The following is a 15027-nucleotide window of genomic DNA, read 5'->3' as shown; positions in this document are numbered from 1 at the left end:
AAATGAAAAAGTACAGAATATTTAATATTACTTTAATCGCAGCTGGATTGTTTGCTGTTCAGTCTTGTTTCGTAGCAAAAGATTATCATCGTCCTGAAGCTGTTGTAAATGAAGCAAATTTCAGAACAGATGTTATTGCAAAAGACAGTGCAAGTGTTGCAACTGTTTCTTGGAAACAAATTTTTACAGACACTCAATTACAAGCTTTGATTAATCAAGGTTTACAAAATAATTTAGATATACGTTCAGCACTGCAAAATATTGCAGTTGCTGAGGCGTATGCTAAACAAGGTAAAGCAGGTTATTTACCAACTTTATCTGTAGGTCCGAAATATACGTTTACAGAAAACTCTCGTAATACTCAATTTGGTGCATTGATGTCAAAACGTGCACAAAGTCAATACGAAGTTTCAGGGAACTTAAGTTGGGAAGCAGATATTTGGGGTAAAATTAGAAGTAATCAACGTGCATCTGCAGCAACTTATTTGCAAACTGTAGAAGCACACAAAGCGGTAAAAACGCAAATTGTTGCATCTATTGCAAATGCATATTACAACTTATTGGCTTTAGATGAGCAAAAAAGAATTTTAGATAAAACTTTAATCAACCGCGAGCAAAGTTTAGAAACAACGAAAGCTTTGAAAGAAGCTGGGAATGTAACAGAAGTTGCAGTTAACCAAACAGAAGCGCAATTGTTCAATGTGAAATCATTATTGGTTGACGTTGAAAATGGAATTAAGATGAATGAAAATGTGATGAGTATTTTGTTAGGAACAAATCCTCAATCTATTAATCGTACAAACTTAGCTTCTCAAAAAATTGACGAAAAATTATCTGTTGGTGTTCCAGCTCAATTATTAGAAAATCGTCCTGATATCAAAGCTGCAGAGTTTGGATTGATGAACGCTTTTGAGAATGTTAACGTTGCGAATGCAAGTTTTTATCCTTCTCTTTCTATTACTGCAACAGGTGGTGTACAAGGAATTGATATTGATAAATTATTTAGTGCGCAATCTTTATTTGCAACGGTGATCGGTAGCTTAACTCAACCTTTGTTACAACAACGTAAATTGCGTACGCAAAAAGAAGTTGCTTTAGCAAATCAAGAAAATGCTTTGATTAATTATAAAAGCAAAATCTTAAATGCAAGTAAAGAGGTTTCTGATGCGTTATACACATACGATGCAGCAACGAAGAAAGCTGAATATAAACAAAAAGAATATCAATTATACAATCAAGCAATTACCTATTCTGAAGAATTGTTAAACTACGGTATGGCAAACTATTTAGAAGTAATTACAGCAAGAGACAATGGGTTGAATGCTGAATTGAATGTTGTTGATGCGAAATTATCATCTTTATCATCAATGGTCGAATTATATCGCGCTGTTGGAGGTGGATGGCAATAAGCAATTCTAATCTTAAGAAAAAAACCTCTCAAATATTTGAGAGGTTTTTTTATACTTCTATTTCTCTAAAACTTCGCAATGAATAATATTGTGAGAAGTTCCTACAAATTCTATTAACCAATTTTCAGTAGTTTCTTCAATTCGATTTTCATCTTTCCAAATTAGATAATCAAATGAAATTGGAATCGAAACAAATTTACTTTTTGGATGAGAAGCAAGTTCACTCAAATCTTCTTCAATTTTTTGTTCCATTTCAAATAAATCTTTTGGTTTTGATTTATGAAAACTATAATAATCAATCGCGATTAATTCTAATATAATTTTGTCGTTTGTAAATGTTTGCGCAAAATCGTAAATCGTTTGAAAAACATCGTTCAAGGTATGTTTGTGAAACAAATGATGCTGCTCAAAATATTGTCCTAATCCCATCAAATAATCGAAAATAGAATACTTTTGACTAATATATTTCAGCGTTTCTGGCGTTCTTGGTTTGTTCCAATAAATCTCCAGAGCATTTTCTAAAGCAGTAATATTTTCTAAATCATTTTCACTTAAAAAATCACTTTTTATAATTTGATAAGGCGGCATTGGATCAAAATGGTAACCATAGTTTTCATATTTTTGACGAACTGGAGTCCCTTTCAGAAATTTCAGAAAACCTAATTGCAATTCTGGTGGATATAGTTTAAAGGTTTCTTCGAAACTAAATTTCAAATCATCAATATATTCCAAAGGTAAACCAACAATTAAATCTAAATGCATCTCAATACGATCTTTCAATTGATTGATAACATTTGACGTTTTTTCAAAATTTTGCTTGCGCGAAACTTCTCGATTACTTTGTTGATTAACGGTTTGAATTCCGATTTCGAAACGGAAAAGATTTTTTGGAACATTTTCGTTGATGAATTTTATAATATCAGGATGAACAATATCTGCTGTAATCTCGAACTGAAAAACATTTCCTTCACGATAATGATCCAAAATAAATTGAAACAATTCGATCGTAAAATCACGTTTTATATTAAATGTTCGATCCAAAAACTTAATTGTTTTTCCATGCTTCATCAAATACAACAAATTTTCTTTAATGGTTTCCATCGGCAAATAGCGCATTTTATTGTCTAAACTTGCTAAACAAAACTCACATTTATAAGGACATCCACGAGAAGTTTCGATGTAACAAACCTTCTTTTCCAAATCCGCTGGATTATCGTATTGATAAGGATTTCGACCTTTTAATCGATTAATATCAAATTGAATATTTTGTGCATTGAAAACAACTTTGTTCTCTTTTTTGTAAACTAAATTCGGTACATTTTCTATTGCGGGATAATTTGCTGCAAATTCCTCGAACGGAATTTCTCCTTCACCTACAATGATATAGTCGATATAATCATTTGCAATCACATCATCATATTCGTAACTAACTTCTGGTCCACCCAACAAAATTTTAGTTTCAGGAGAAATTTGTTTGATTCGTTTACAAACTTCTAACGTCTGCGTAATATTCCAAATGTAGCAACTAAAACAGATAATATTGTATTTAACGCATTTTTCTGCAACTTCATCAAAGTCAGATTTAATCGTAAATTCTTTCCAAAAAATATTTCCATGATGATGATTTAAATCGTACAAAATACGAATTGCCAAATTGAGGTGAATATATTTTGCGTTTAAAGTCGTTAATAAAATTGATGATTGCATAATTTGTAATTGATTTGCAAAAATAATAATTAAAAACCTATCGCTGTACCGCCCAAAGAAACACTTGTTTTGTTATATTTTGTAGGCGTTTTTTTCTTTTTCACTTTGATTGAAAAAATAACAGGTTCTAATGGTAATTCGTTCTTTGTTTCAAATTCACTAATTTTCATGACTTTGTCTAAACCTTTTGTAATTTCTCCAAAAACTGTAAAATCATGATCTAAACGAGGCTGTCCGCCATTTTTTAAATATTCAGCGCGTTGTTCTGCTGTAAATTTGATTCCTTTTTTAGTTTCCAAATCATCTAATTCTTTCGCTGTAATTTTTTTTCCTACAACAAAATAAATTTGATTGTAATAAGAAGCTTTTTCTTTATTTCCATCTCGACCAGCACCTAAAGCTCCCATTTTATGAAAAGCTTTCGGATTAAATTCTGGCGCTAAACGAATCGGTTTTTGCTCTGGATGTTCGGCTTCTCGCGCCAAAATAGGATCATCTAATTCGCCTCCTTGAATGACGAAATCTTTCACAACTCTGTTAAATTGTGCATTTGTATAAGTTCCTTTATTAATCTCACTCAAAATCAAATCGCGATGTTTGGGAGTGAAATCATATAACATTACATCAAATTTTCCGTAATTAGTTTTGAATTTTAAAGTATAAGTTTGTGCAGAAACAAAACTCGAAATTGAAAATCCAATTCCGAGTGCAATATTTTTTAATAATCGATGATTCATTGTAAATTTTCTTGTTCTAAAGATAGCAACAAATATAGAAATCTGAATGATTTTAAGCTAAATTCATAATCATAATTAAACTTCCAACTCCAATAATTACCCACAAAATAATAGCCATTAATAGCGGTTTGTAACCGATGTTTTTCATCATTTTGAATGATAAACTTGTTCCGATTAAGAATAATGTAAGTGTAAGTGCTGCTTTTGATAAATCGATAATAATTGGGCTAAATTGATGAACAAAAGGTACATAGGTGTTTACACAAATAGCGATTAAAAATAGACCAATAAACCACGGAATATTAATTTTTGATGTGGTGTTTTTGAAAAACAATAAGGTTAAAAACGATAATGGAATAATCCAAAGTGCACGTGCTAATTTCACTGTTGTAGCGACTTGTAAGGCTTCTTCGCCGTATTTACTTGCTGCTCCAACGACTGAACTTGTGTCGTGAATGGCGATGGCGCACCATAAACCGAATTCGTGTTGAGATAAATTGAATAAATGTCCAAGTGGTGGAAAAATCAATAAGGCAATTGAATTTAAGGTAAAAACCACAGCTAATGCAACCGAAATTTGATTGGGTTTTGCTTTTATAATTGGCGCGATTGCTGCGATTGCACTTCCTCCGCAAATTGCTGTTCCTGCTGATATTAAGTATCCTGTAGCTTTTTCAATTTTGAAGAGTTTGGTAAATAAAAATCCTAAAATCATCAACGTAGAAATACTTACAACGGTGAATACAATTCCTTCTTTCCCAGCTTGTATAGCCGAAAAGATATTCATTCCGAATCCTAAACCTACCACAGCAACTTTCAGTAAAGTGCTTGATACTTTTCGTGATTGTACTTCGTATGGATTTCCAAATATTTGCGCAACAGCAAATCCTAAAACTAATGCGATAGGAGAGCTTATAAAAGGCATTAAACATAGAAATGCACAAATTAAAAAGATAATTTTTTGTGTTGTGAATTGTTGAAATAAGCCTTTTTCTGAATGTATATTTTTCATGATTTGAATAATTTTATGGTACAAATTTCTTGTACTTATTATTCAAAAAGAAATGATAAAAAGTAATCTATTATTACTTTAAGTTATAACGATTACAGAAATCAATAAATAAATTCGCCAATTTTGATTGTTCACCTTCTGGAATGATAAAATTGAAATTACGCTCTATCACAAGGTTTTTAATGTCAATAATAGTTAAAGTTTGATTTTTAAGTTCTTGTAAAATGGATTGAATCGATAAAAACGCTAAAGCATCTGAATGTAACACATACGATTTTATACTTTCTGTACTTCCCAATTGAATTTCGATATTTAGTTCGTTTAGCTTTATATTTTTTGATTTTAAAGCTAAATCTATGGTTTCTAAAGTTCCAGAACCAGGTTCGCGAAAAACTAATGGAATATTCTTTAAATCATCTAATTTGATGTTGTTTTTAATAGAAATAGAATGATTTTGGCGAGAAACTAACACAATTTCATCTTTCATAAAAGGAAAATAATGAAACGTTCTATTTTTGATTTGAGCTTCAATTAATCCAACATCAATTTTATGATTCGCTAATAAATCTTCAATTTTTTCAGAATTTTGAATAACTAAACTCAACTGAATTTCAGGAAATCTTTTTCGAAATTCTGCCAAAATAGGTGGTAACACATATTGAGCAATCGTCGTGCTTGCACCCAAACGCAAAGATCCTTTTTGTTTTTCTTGCAATTGTCCAATTTCAAATTCCATTTTTTGATAAACAGAAAAGATTTCCTCTGTATATTTTAATAGGATTTCACCAGCTTTGGTCAATTTTATTTTCGTCCCATTTCGCTCGAATAACTTAATGTTAAGATTTAATTCGATTTCTTTAATGTGTTTTGTAACAGCTGGTTGTGTTATATTTAATTCGTTTGCTGCTTTCGTGAAATTCAAGCGTTTAGCAACCGTATCAAAAACTTTTAATCTAAAATCGAACATAAGAAATTATTGAAATAAACTTAAATTGTATTGCTTTACCAAATCCAAAATCATATGATAACCAGCCGCAGAATTTCCGTGTTCGTCGAGTGCAGGACTGAAAACGCCAATACCCATTTTATTTGGAACGGTAACGGTAATTCCTCCACCAACGCCAGATTTACTTGGTAATCCAACGGTGCGAGAATATTCGCCACTAAATTCATACATTCCGGCAGTCAACATTTGCGATTGAATTAATTGTGAAACTTCCGCATTTTTATACGTTGTATCCCCATCAAAACGTGTGCATTGATGCGCAAAGAAATACCCAATTTTAGCTAAATCTTCGGCAGTTACTTCGATAGAACATTGTTTAAAATAGTTGTTCAACTTTTCTTCATCACCTTCAATCAAACTATTATTTTTCATCAAATAAAACATTCCACGATTTTTGTTTCCCGTTTCTTTTTCAGAATTATAAACCGATTTACTATAATCTATCGAATTGTTTTTGGTGATGTAACGAACCATTTCAAGGATTTTTTTGAAAGGAATTTCACCTTCACCCTCAATCATTGATGTCGTTAAAATTGCACCAGCATTCATCATCGGATTAAGAGGTTTCCCTGTCGTTTCGAGGTTTGCGTAGTGATTAAATGGTTTATCCGTTCCGAAATAACCTATTTTAGAAAATACATTTTTTTCTCCTTTTTCCGTAACAGCAATCATTAACGCAATGATTTTAGAAATACTTTGAATTGTAAATTTTTGGTTGACATCGCCAACATTTATCACTTTGCCATTCTCATTAACCACAGAAAAAGCGATTTTATCCGCTTGCATTTTTCCTAATTCTGGGATATAATCGGCAACTTTTCCTTCTTTGTAAAAAGCTTTATTTTTCTCGAGAATATCGCTTAATGTTTTTTCATTAATCTGTAAGCTTTTTGAACTATTTTTTGATGTATTCTGTCCATAAACCGTATGATTGATTGGATTAAAACACGTTAAGGTAAGACTTAAAATTAATGTTGAGAATGTATATCGTTTCATTTTATTTGATGTAAAACACAAACTTAAAAAATATTTGGTTGATTCGCCGAGATAAAATAGTTTTATATAAAATGTAGAATCTAAAATTTATAAAAAAATGAAATATTTCGTCCTATTGTTATCGAGTTTGTCTTTTGCGCAAACCTATCAAGTGATTAATGAGGAAAATTCGTCTGTTAGTTACCGAGGTTTGGCGTTTCAGGATGCAAAAACGTTTATTGTTTCTGGCTCAAAAAATACAATTGGAAAAACGACAGATGGAGGAAAAACATTTAATTGGATTAATCCGAAGGTTGTTGAGAACAGAGATTTTAGAGATGTAGAGGTTTTAGGAAAAGATAATTATTTGGCTTTAGGAATTGATTATCCTGCATATATTTTGCAAACGAAAGATGGAGGGAAATCGTGGAATAAAGTTTATGAAAATAATGAAAAAGGTATTTTTTTAAATGCAATTTATGTGGATAAAACTTCGAAGAAAATTACTGTTTTAGGCGATCCAATGTCGCCAGATAAACCTTTTGTATTAACATCTTCGATTACTGATCCGACTAAATGGGAAGTTGCGAAATCGCTTCACGGTCAACCTTTGCGATTGAAAAATCCGAAAGAAGCTTTTTTTGCGTCAAGTGGAAGTAATTTGTATGTAGATGCGAAGCAAACCTTGATTGTGACAGGAGGTGAGTTGTCTAATTTATACTATTATACCCCAAAAGGTGGTCAAATGTACGTGTTAGAGAAAACGAAAAGTTCTACTTCTGGAATTAATGGAATGGCTTATGACGCAACGAATAATGTAGGTTATTTAGTTGGTGGTGATTTTACAAAACCAGAAGATTCGAGTTATAATTTCTATAAATTTAAGTTGACAAATGGTAAAATTGATTTTCAAGATTCATGGAAATATCCAACAGGATATAAATCTGGCGTAACAATTATTTCAAAAGATAAAGTCTTGGTTTGTGGCTATTCTGGAGTAGATTATTCAGCAGATGGAGGGCACAATTGGACAACTATTACACAAGATAGTTACAATACGTGTACAGTTTCGCCAGATAAAAAATATGTGATTTTGGTAGGAAATAAAGGTAAGATTGGAAAAGTTACGTTGTAAAAGATTTCTAACATTAAAATTAGATTAGAAATTGATTTTCAATTTTATAAATAATCATTTTCTTAGTATATTCGAATAACCTAATACAATTCATAGTAAAGGGTGGTTAGTAGTTTTTTTAGCAAAAGTTCAGATAATTTTATCTGAACTTTTTTCGTTAAAATTATTCTTAAAGTTGAGAATTTATTCTTCTAATGATTTCATAATCTTTAACTTTAATAAAATTCAATCTAAAAAATATTCAAAAATGAAAAGAAGTGCAAAAGCAGTTTGGAATGGTTCGGTTACAGAAGGATCAGGAACACTAACCACACAAAGTACAGTATTAGATAATACACAATATTCGTTCAAAAGTCGATTTGAAGAAGGAGTAGGAACAAACCCAGAAGAACTTTTGGCAGCGGCTCATGCAGGTTGTTTTACAATGAAAACATCAGGTTTATTAGGAGAAGCAGGATATACAGCAGAAAAATTAGAAACCGATTGTAAAATTGTTTTTGAAGGAGGAAAAGTTGTTCGCTCAGAATTAAGTTTAACAGCAAAAATTCCTTCGATTACAGATGAAGAATTTCAGAAAATAGCAAAAGAAGCAGAAGAAACTTGCCCGATAAGTGTTGCATTTAGCTTCGAAAAAGTATTGGTTTCTGCAGTTTTAGTTTAAGAATTGTTTCAATCAAAATAGAAAATCCAACAAAGTTACTTGTTGGATTTTTTTTGTTATTTCAAAACTGGAATTTCGATATAAGAATCGTGATAAATTCGTTGTGTTTGTTTCAAGAAATCTTTCGCAGTTGCTTCGTAAACATTCATAAATTGTTGCGGATTACGGTCGGCTAAAGGAAACCATGTATTCTGAACTTGAATCATGATACGATGTCCTTTTTTGAAAGTATGTCCAACATCTGGCATAGCATACGTCACATTTGTTTTCTGATTAGGAACCATTGCTTCGGGCTTTTCAAAACTATTGCGGTATTTTCCTCGCATAATTTCGGCACGAATCAAATTTTGATATCCAGCCATCAATTTTCCATTATATTTTGGTATATCTTCAGGGAAAACATCAATCAATTTTACCACGTAATCAGCATCTGTTCCCGTTGACGAAACAAATAAATGATTGATAATTGGACCTGTAATCGTCATATCTTCAGTTAAAATATCAGTTTGATAAATCATAACATCAGGTCGAGTTGACGCAAATCGTTGATCGTCGACCATATATTCTCGAGGACGACTTTCCAAAACACCACCTTGATACGGAACAGGATTATTTGGATCTGCTACATATTCATCAAAACTTGCATTATTAGTCTGTTGAAAAGATATTTTTCCGTTAGCTTGCAAATACATTTTCTGCGTTGACACATTCTTTGGAGGCCAAGTATCAAAATGTTTCCACTCGTTAGAACCTGTGATAAAAATTTGCGCTTCTGTTGGTTTGAAATTTCCTTTGTCTTTTAAATAATAATTGAAAAAAGGCAACTCAATTTGTTGCTGATAATATTCTCCTGTTGGCGTTCCAAACTGCATATCACCAAATGTATCGGCTTTAGAGCGAACCCAACCACCATGAAATAAAGGTCCAGCTACCAAAATATTTGTTGCATTCGGATTTTGTTTTTCAATCGCTTTATAGGTTTCAAAAGCACCATAAACATCCTCTGCGTCAAAGAAACCACCAACCGTCATCACAGCAGGTTTCACATTGGTAAGATGCGGCAAAGGGTTTCGATCTTGCCAAAATTGATCATAATCAGGATGCGCAAACAAATCATTGTAGAATTTGATATTATCTTGGAAATATTTATCCTTCAATTCCTTTACAGATCCGCCTTCTAAATAAAAACGGTAATTATCTTTGATTGGATATTCTAATGATTTTGGACCTTTATCTGGCGTAATTGGTTGCGGACGTTTCACACCAAATGACGACATAAATTTGAAAGAATCATTCAGAAATAAAACACCATTGTGATGAAAATCATCACCTAAAAACCAATTCGTAACTGGTGCTTGTGGCGAAACAGCTTTTAGCGTTGGATGTGAATTAACCAAACTCATTGTCGAATAAAATCCTGGATAAGAAATTCCATAGATTCCAGCTTTTTGGTTGTAATTTTTCATGTTTTTTGCCAACCATTCCAATGTGTCGTACGTATCTGTACTTTCGTCAATCGCTTTTTTATTTTTCGTTTTATTAACAGGTCGTACATCTTCAAATTCACCCTCGCTCATCCATTTTCCTCTCACATCTTGGTACACGAATATAAATCCTTCGCGCATTTCTGCAGGGAAATTTCCAAGCGATTTTTTATACTCATTTGCTCCATAAGGCGCAACTGTATAAGGCGTTCGATTAAGTAAAACAGGATATTTTTTGGTTTGATCTTTTGGCGTATAAATAGCTGTAAACAATTTCTTTCCATCTCGCATCGGAATTAATTGTTCAGTCTTTTCATAATACTCTCTAACATAGGCAGAATCTGCTTTTGCATCTTGCGCATAGCTAATCCCACTCATCAAAATAAGACTAAGTAGAGTGGCTTTTTGAGTAAATTTTTTCACGTGTTTATCAATTTTACAATACTATAAATGTAAAAAACTTTTAAATTTTACACTTATAAATCGAATTATTTTCTACAAATGATTTCAATATCGATAAAGTTTTAATTATTTTTTATGAATTCGAAAATTCGAACACTTTTTTTGACTAAATTAGTTAGCCAAAATCAATTGAAATGAAGTTAACTGTAAAAGCAACAATTCAAATTCAGAAATCTAAAAATGAAGTTTTTGATGCGATTGTTAATCCAAATAAAATGAATCAATATTTTATTGCTTCTTCGACGGGTGCTATCGAAACTGGAAAAATTGTTGAATGGAAATTTCCCGAGTTTGATGATATTTTTCCTGTAATGGGAGGCGATTTAAAACAAGATGAATATATTTCTTTTGATTGGAGCGGTGGAGTTGATGATATGTTGGTGGAGATTTTTCTCGAAAAAGGAGAAAATGATTCGACAATTGTTAAAGTCATTGAACATGAAATGAATGATGATGAAGCTGGAATTAAGCAATTGATGGGACAAACAGAAGGTTGGGCGAATTTCTTGGCGTGTCTGAAAGCTTATCTCGAATACGGAATTAATTTGCGCAAAGGTGCTTTTGATTTTATGAAACCTTAAAAATCAACAAAAAACTATACGTATGATCACAATCGAAACAATAATAAATGCTCCATTAGATCAAGTTTGGAAAGCTTTTAATTCTCCTGAAGATATTGTAAAATGGAATCAAGCTTCTGATGATTGGCATTGTCCAAAAGCAGAAAATGATTTGCAAGTTGGAGGAAAATTAAACAGTACGATGGCTGCGAAAGATGGCAGTTTTCAATTCGAATTTGAAGCTAAATATGACGAAATCATTCCAAATAAGTTTATTCGTTATTACATTGCAGATGGTCGCAAGGTTGAAATCAATTTTCATGAAGAGAATAATTTAACCAAAATCACAGAAAAATTTGAACCAGAAAGTCAAAATCCTACTGAAATGCAACAACAAGGTTGGCAAGCTATTTTGAATAGTTTCAAGAATTATGTTGAATCAAAACGCTAAAAATAGTAGAAGATGGATGAAAATAAATCGAAAATTGGTCAAATGGTTTGGGCTGATTTAACTGTTGAAAATTCGACTGAATTAAAAGATTTTTACAAAGAAGTGATTGGTTGGGAAGTCAAAAATGTTGCGATGAAAGATGACGAAGAGGAGTACAATGATTATGTAATGATGTCTTCTCCAGAAAATGCGGCTGGTGGAGTTTGTACGAAACGTGGCATGAATAAAGGAATTCCATCACAATGGATTATGTACATTAGTGTAGATAATGTTGCGGAAAGTTTGCAAAAAGCGTTGGAAATGGGAGGAAAATCTATTCATGAGATTAAAAATAAAGAAGGAAATCTTCAATTTGCAATTGTAGAAGATCCTGCTGGAGCTGTTTTTGGATTAGCAAATGCTTAAAATATGAAAAAAGTATCGTTTACAGAAGTTATTTATGCGCAGCCTAAGCATGTGCATAAAGTAATGATTGCACCAGATTCGTATAAAATTTGGACAAAGCCGTTTAGTGAAACTTCAGATTTTAAAGGAGATTGGTCCGAAGGTTCTCACGTTTATTTCACTTATGAAACTGAAAAAGGTTCGGCTGCGATGATTGCCACAATAGATGAAAATATTGTAGGAAAATCAATCAAAATGCGTCATATCGGAAAGTTGAACGAAGAAGGTCAAGAGATTTTTGATGGACCAGAAATTGATGCATGGAAAAATACAGAAGAAACGTATAAAATGGAAGATGTTGAAGGTCATACACGATTAACCTGTTCGGTAGAAATAGATGATCAGGTTTTTCCAGAAACTCAAGTCAGAGAAATGTGGATAAATGCACTACGCAAGCTGAAAGAGATTTGCGAGGAATAATGATGATGACAGATAATTTTACAACTATTGATGAATATATTCTTGGGTTTGATCAAGCCAAACAAGATATTTTAGAAAACATAAGAAAAATTATTTACGAAGTTGTACCACAAGCAACAGAAACGATTAATTATAAAATGCCCACTTTCCGATTAAATGGAAATGTGATTCATTTTGCGATGTTCAAAAATCATGTAGGGATTTATCCTGGAGCAGAAACAATCGAACATTTTCAAAATGATTTGACCGATTATAAAACATCAAAAGGTGCAATACAACTTCCTTTGGATAAAGCTTTACCAAAGAAATTATTGAAAGAAATTGTGTTGTATAAAGTTAGTTTGATGAAAGATCAAAAAGCTGGAGAATGGACAAAATACAATAGTAATTGGGTTGAAGCGAATGAGAAAATTCAACAAGTTGTCAATGAAACAGAACTGGTAAAAGAGTTTAAATGGGGTGGAGATATTTACACGTTCAACAAGAAAAATGTGTTGGCATTTAGTGGCTTCAAAAATCATTTTGCGTTGTGGTTTCATAATGGCGTTTTCTTGAAAGATTCATACAAAGTTTTGGTAAATGCAAATGAAGAAAAAACGAAAGCTTTGCGTCAATGGAGATTTAATTCTGCTGATGAAATTGATGTCGAAAAAGTAAGAGAATATGTCTTAGAAGCGATTCAATTGGTGAAAGATGGAAAGGAAATAAAACCTCAAAAATCTACGCCAAAAGAAGTTAATGGAATTTTGAAAGAAACTCTAAATCAAAACAATAAATTATTTACTTCATTTAAAGCTTTAACTTCAGGAAGACAAAAAGAATACATCGAATATATTGATGAAGCAAAACAAGAGAAAACGAAAATTTCTCGCATCGAAAAAATAAAACCTATGATTTTAGAAGGAAAAGGTTTGAATGATAAATATCGAAAATAATGCAATATGAAGTCGCAAATTTAGAAGAATATTTAACGTCAATTCCAGTAGAAAGAAAAGAAGCTGTTGAGAAATTAATTAAAATTTTGGCAGATAAATTACCCACTGGTTTCGAGTTGCAGTTGAGCTATGGTCATCTTGGGTTTGTTGTACCGTTTTCACTTTATCCGAATGGTTATCATTGCGATCCGAAATCACCGTTGCCGTTTATCAATATTGCTTCTCAAAAGAATTTCATTGCGTTATATCACATGGGAATTTATATGGACAATAAATTGCTGAATTGGTTTGTTGATGAATATCCAAAATACTCAAAACGTAAATTAGATATGGGAAAAAGTTGTATTCGTTTCAAAAAAGTAGAGGATATTCCGTTTGAATTAATCGGAGAATTAGCGCAAAAAATTACGCCACAACAATGGATAGAAAATTATGAAAAAGTACTACTTAATCGAAAAAAATAAATCATGTCACAAATCGATAAATTTTTAAAAAAATTAGAAAAAAATAATAACCGCGAATGGTTTACAGAACATAAAGTTGAATTTGATACAGCGAAAGCTGAAGCAGATTCAATTTTCAATGTGATTTACCAAGAATTAAGTAAAAAGGAAGAATTAGAACCGCTTAAAATTTATAGAATTTATAGAGATGTTCGTTTTTCTCATGATAAAACTCCTTATAAAACTCATTTTTCTGCGCAAACAGGTCGCAAAAAGCCACTTAATAGAGGTGGGTATTATTTCCATATTCAACCGAATCATAATTTTATAGGTGTTGGTTTTTGGGGACCAGAGCGCGATGATTTGCTTCGTATTAGAAAAGATATTGAAGTTTCGGATGAATTAGCGAAGATTCTTCAATCCAAAACAATTATGAATGAGTTTGGAGAAATGCAAGGAGAAGAAGTGAAATCTGCTCCAAAAGGTTTTTCGAAAGATCATGAGCGAATTGAATTGTTGCGTAAAAAGCAATATTTATTTATCAAGAATTTCACGGATGAAGAAGTTTTAGCAAAAGATTTTCCGCAGAAAGTGGCGAAATCAATTCAGGTTCTTCAACCATTTTTGAATTATATGACAGAGGTTTTAACAACCGATGAAAATGGTCAACCATTATATTAAAAAAATAATCACAAAAAAACACTATATTATGGCTAAAGTACACGCTTACTTAAATTTTAACGGAGATTGCGAAAAGGCATTTCAGTTTTATGAAACTGTTTTTGAAACGCAAAATATTGGGATGTATAAAATGGTAGATATGCCGCCAAATCCAGAATTTCAGATTCCAGAAAGTGCAAAGGATAAAGTTTCGCATGTGGCATTGTTTATTAATGAAACAACAATGTTAATGGGTTCTGATATTATTGAAGAATTTGGACATCAATACAAAGCTGGAAATAATAATTACATTATGCTTGATGTTGATAATCCCGCAGAAGCGCATCAATTATATGATCGTCTTTCGGTAAATGCAAAATCGTTAGAAATGCCTTTGGCTGAGCAGTTTTTTGCTGAGCTTTATGCGTCTTTTATTGATCAATTTGGAACACCTTGGATGATTCATTTCGAAGGAAATAAAGCGCATTCGATGTAAAATATAGTTTAAGAATAAAACATAAAACCT

At 31.9% G+C, this 15027-nt stretch carries 17 protein-coding genes; 11 read left to right on the top strand and 6 right to left on the bottom strand.

The window, feature by feature from the left end; translation table 11 throughout:
* Positions 1-2: 2 nt before the first annotated feature.
* The gene (locus B3792_RS11515; RefSeq protein WP_219033973.1) at positions 3-1409 is read left to right on the top strand and encodes an efflux transporter outer membrane subunit; all 1407 of its coding nucleotides are present in this window, start codon (positions 3-5) and stop codon (positions 1407-1409) included.
* A 57-nt stretch (positions 1410-1466) separates the two neighbouring features.
* Here B3792_RS11515 and B3792_RS11510 read toward each other — a convergent pair whose 3' ends face one another.
* The 5 genes from B3792_RS11510 to glsA form a co-directional block, all read right to left on the bottom strand.
* Positions 1467-3116, bottom strand: coding sequence for a B12-binding domain-containing radical SAM protein (locus tag B3792_RS11510; protein WP_219033972.1), 1650 nt, complete (start codon positions 3114-3116; stop codon positions 1467-1469).
* Positions 3117-3145: 29 nt separating this feature from the next.
* Positions 3146-3853: a peptidylprolyl isomerase gene (locus B3792_RS11505; RefSeq protein ID WP_219033971.1), complete on the bottom strand. Its 708-nt coding sequence runs from the start codon at positions 3851-3853 to the stop codon at positions 3146-3148.
* A 52-nt stretch (positions 3854-3905) separates the two neighbouring features.
* Positions 3906-4865, bottom strand: a complete 960-nt coding sequence (locus tag B3792_RS11500; protein WP_038330610.1) for a YeiH family protein — start codon at positions 4863-4865, stop codon at positions 3906-3908.
* Between the two features lie 73 nt (positions 4866-4938).
* Positions 4939-5832: a LysR family transcriptional regulator gene (locus B3792_RS11495; RefSeq protein ID WP_038330612.1), complete on the bottom strand. Its 894-nt coding sequence runs from the start codon at positions 5830-5832 to the stop codon at positions 4939-4941.
* A 6-nt stretch (positions 5833-5838) separates the two neighbouring features.
* Positions 5839-6867: a glutaminase A gene (gene glsA / locus B3792_RS11490; protein WP_038330614.1), complete on the bottom strand. Its 1029-nt coding sequence runs from the start codon at positions 6865-6867 to the stop codon at positions 5839-5841.
* Positions 6868-6964: 97 nt separating this feature from the next.
* Here glsA and B3792_RS11485 point away from each other — a divergent pair, with 97 nt between their 5' ends.
* Positions 6965-7981 carry a YCF48-related protein gene (locus B3792_RS11485; RefSeq protein ID WP_038330616.1) on the top strand — a complete coding sequence of 339 codons (1017 nt, stop codon included), beginning with the start codon at positions 6965-6967 and terminating at the stop codon, positions 7979-7981.
* Between the two features lie 247 nt (positions 7982-8228).
* The gene (locus tag B3792_RS11480; RefSeq protein ID WP_038330742.1) at positions 8229-8642 is read left to right on the top strand and encodes an OsmC family peroxiredoxin; all 414 of its coding nucleotides are present in this window, start codon (positions 8229-8231) and stop codon (positions 8640-8642) included.
* Between the two features lie 56 nt (positions 8643-8698).
* On the opposite strand, the gene B3792_RS11475 is transcribed toward B3792_RS11480, so the two are convergent.
* Complete coding sequence (locus B3792_RS11475) at positions 8699-10549, bottom strand: CocE/NonD family hydrolase (protein WP_312068377.1); 1851 nt, start codon at positions 10547-10549, stop codon at positions 8699-8701.
* A 173-nt stretch (positions 10550-10722) separates the two neighbouring features.
* Between B3792_RS11475 and B3792_RS11470 the strand changes: the two genes are divergently transcribed.
* Genes B3792_RS11470 through B3792_RS11435 form a run of 8 tightly spaced genes read left to right on the top strand, consistent with a single transcriptional unit; the run spans position 10723 to position 14997 of the window.
* Positions 10723-11169, top strand: a complete 447-nt coding sequence (locus B3792_RS11470; protein ID WP_038330618.1) for an SRPBCC domain-containing protein — start codon at positions 10723-10725, stop codon at positions 11167-11169.
* 22 nt (positions 11170-11191) lie between these two features.
* Complete coding sequence (locus tag B3792_RS11465) at positions 11192-11599, top strand: SRPBCC family protein (RefSeq protein ID WP_115000356.1); 408 nt, start codon at positions 11192-11194, stop codon at positions 11597-11599.
* 12 nt (positions 11600-11611) lie between these two features.
* Positions 11612-12004: a VOC family protein gene (locus tag B3792_RS11460; protein WP_291069624.1), complete on the top strand. Its 393-nt coding sequence runs from the start codon at positions 11612-11614 to the stop codon at positions 12002-12004.
* Between the two features lie 3 nt (positions 12005-12007).
* The gene (locus B3792_RS11455; RefSeq protein ID WP_291069622.1) at positions 12008-12463 is read left to right on the top strand and encodes a hypothetical protein; all 456 of its coding nucleotides are present in this window, start codon (positions 12008-12010) and stop codon (positions 12461-12463) included.
* Entirely contained in the window at positions 12418-13398 is a 981-nt protein-coding gene (locus tag B3792_RS11450) for a DUF1801 domain-containing protein (RefSeq protein ID WP_291069620.1), read from the top strand. Before B3792_RS11455 ends, B3792_RS11450 begins: the two co-directional genes overlap by 46 nt.
* On the top strand, positions 13398-13862 hold the full coding sequence (locus B3792_RS11445) for a DUF1801 domain-containing protein (RefSeq protein ID WP_038330627.1): 465 nt from the start codon (positions 13398-13400) through the stop codon (positions 13860-13862). Before B3792_RS11450 ends, B3792_RS11445 begins: the two co-directional genes overlap by 1 nt.
* A gap of 3 nt (positions 13863-13865) precedes the next feature.
* Entirely contained in the window at positions 13866-14522 is a 657-nt protein-coding gene (locus B3792_RS11440; protein WP_038330630.1) for a DUF2461 domain-containing protein, read from the top strand.
* Between the two features lie 28 nt (positions 14523-14550).
* A complete protein-coding gene (locus B3792_RS11435) occupies positions 14551-14997 on the top strand; it encodes a VOC family protein (protein ID WP_280050962.1) in 447 nt (148 codons plus the stop codon).
* Positions 14998-15027 lie beyond the last annotated feature (30 nt).

This window comes from Empedobacter sp. UBA5924, assembly GCF_002431085.1.
GTDB classification, from domain to species: Bacteria; Bacteroidota; Bacteroidia; order Flavobacteriales; family Weeksellaceae; genus Empedobacter; species Empedobacter falsenii_B.
The sequence above is the reverse complement of the archived record's forward strand: the minus strand, read 5'-3'. Positions and strand labels throughout refer to the sequence as shown.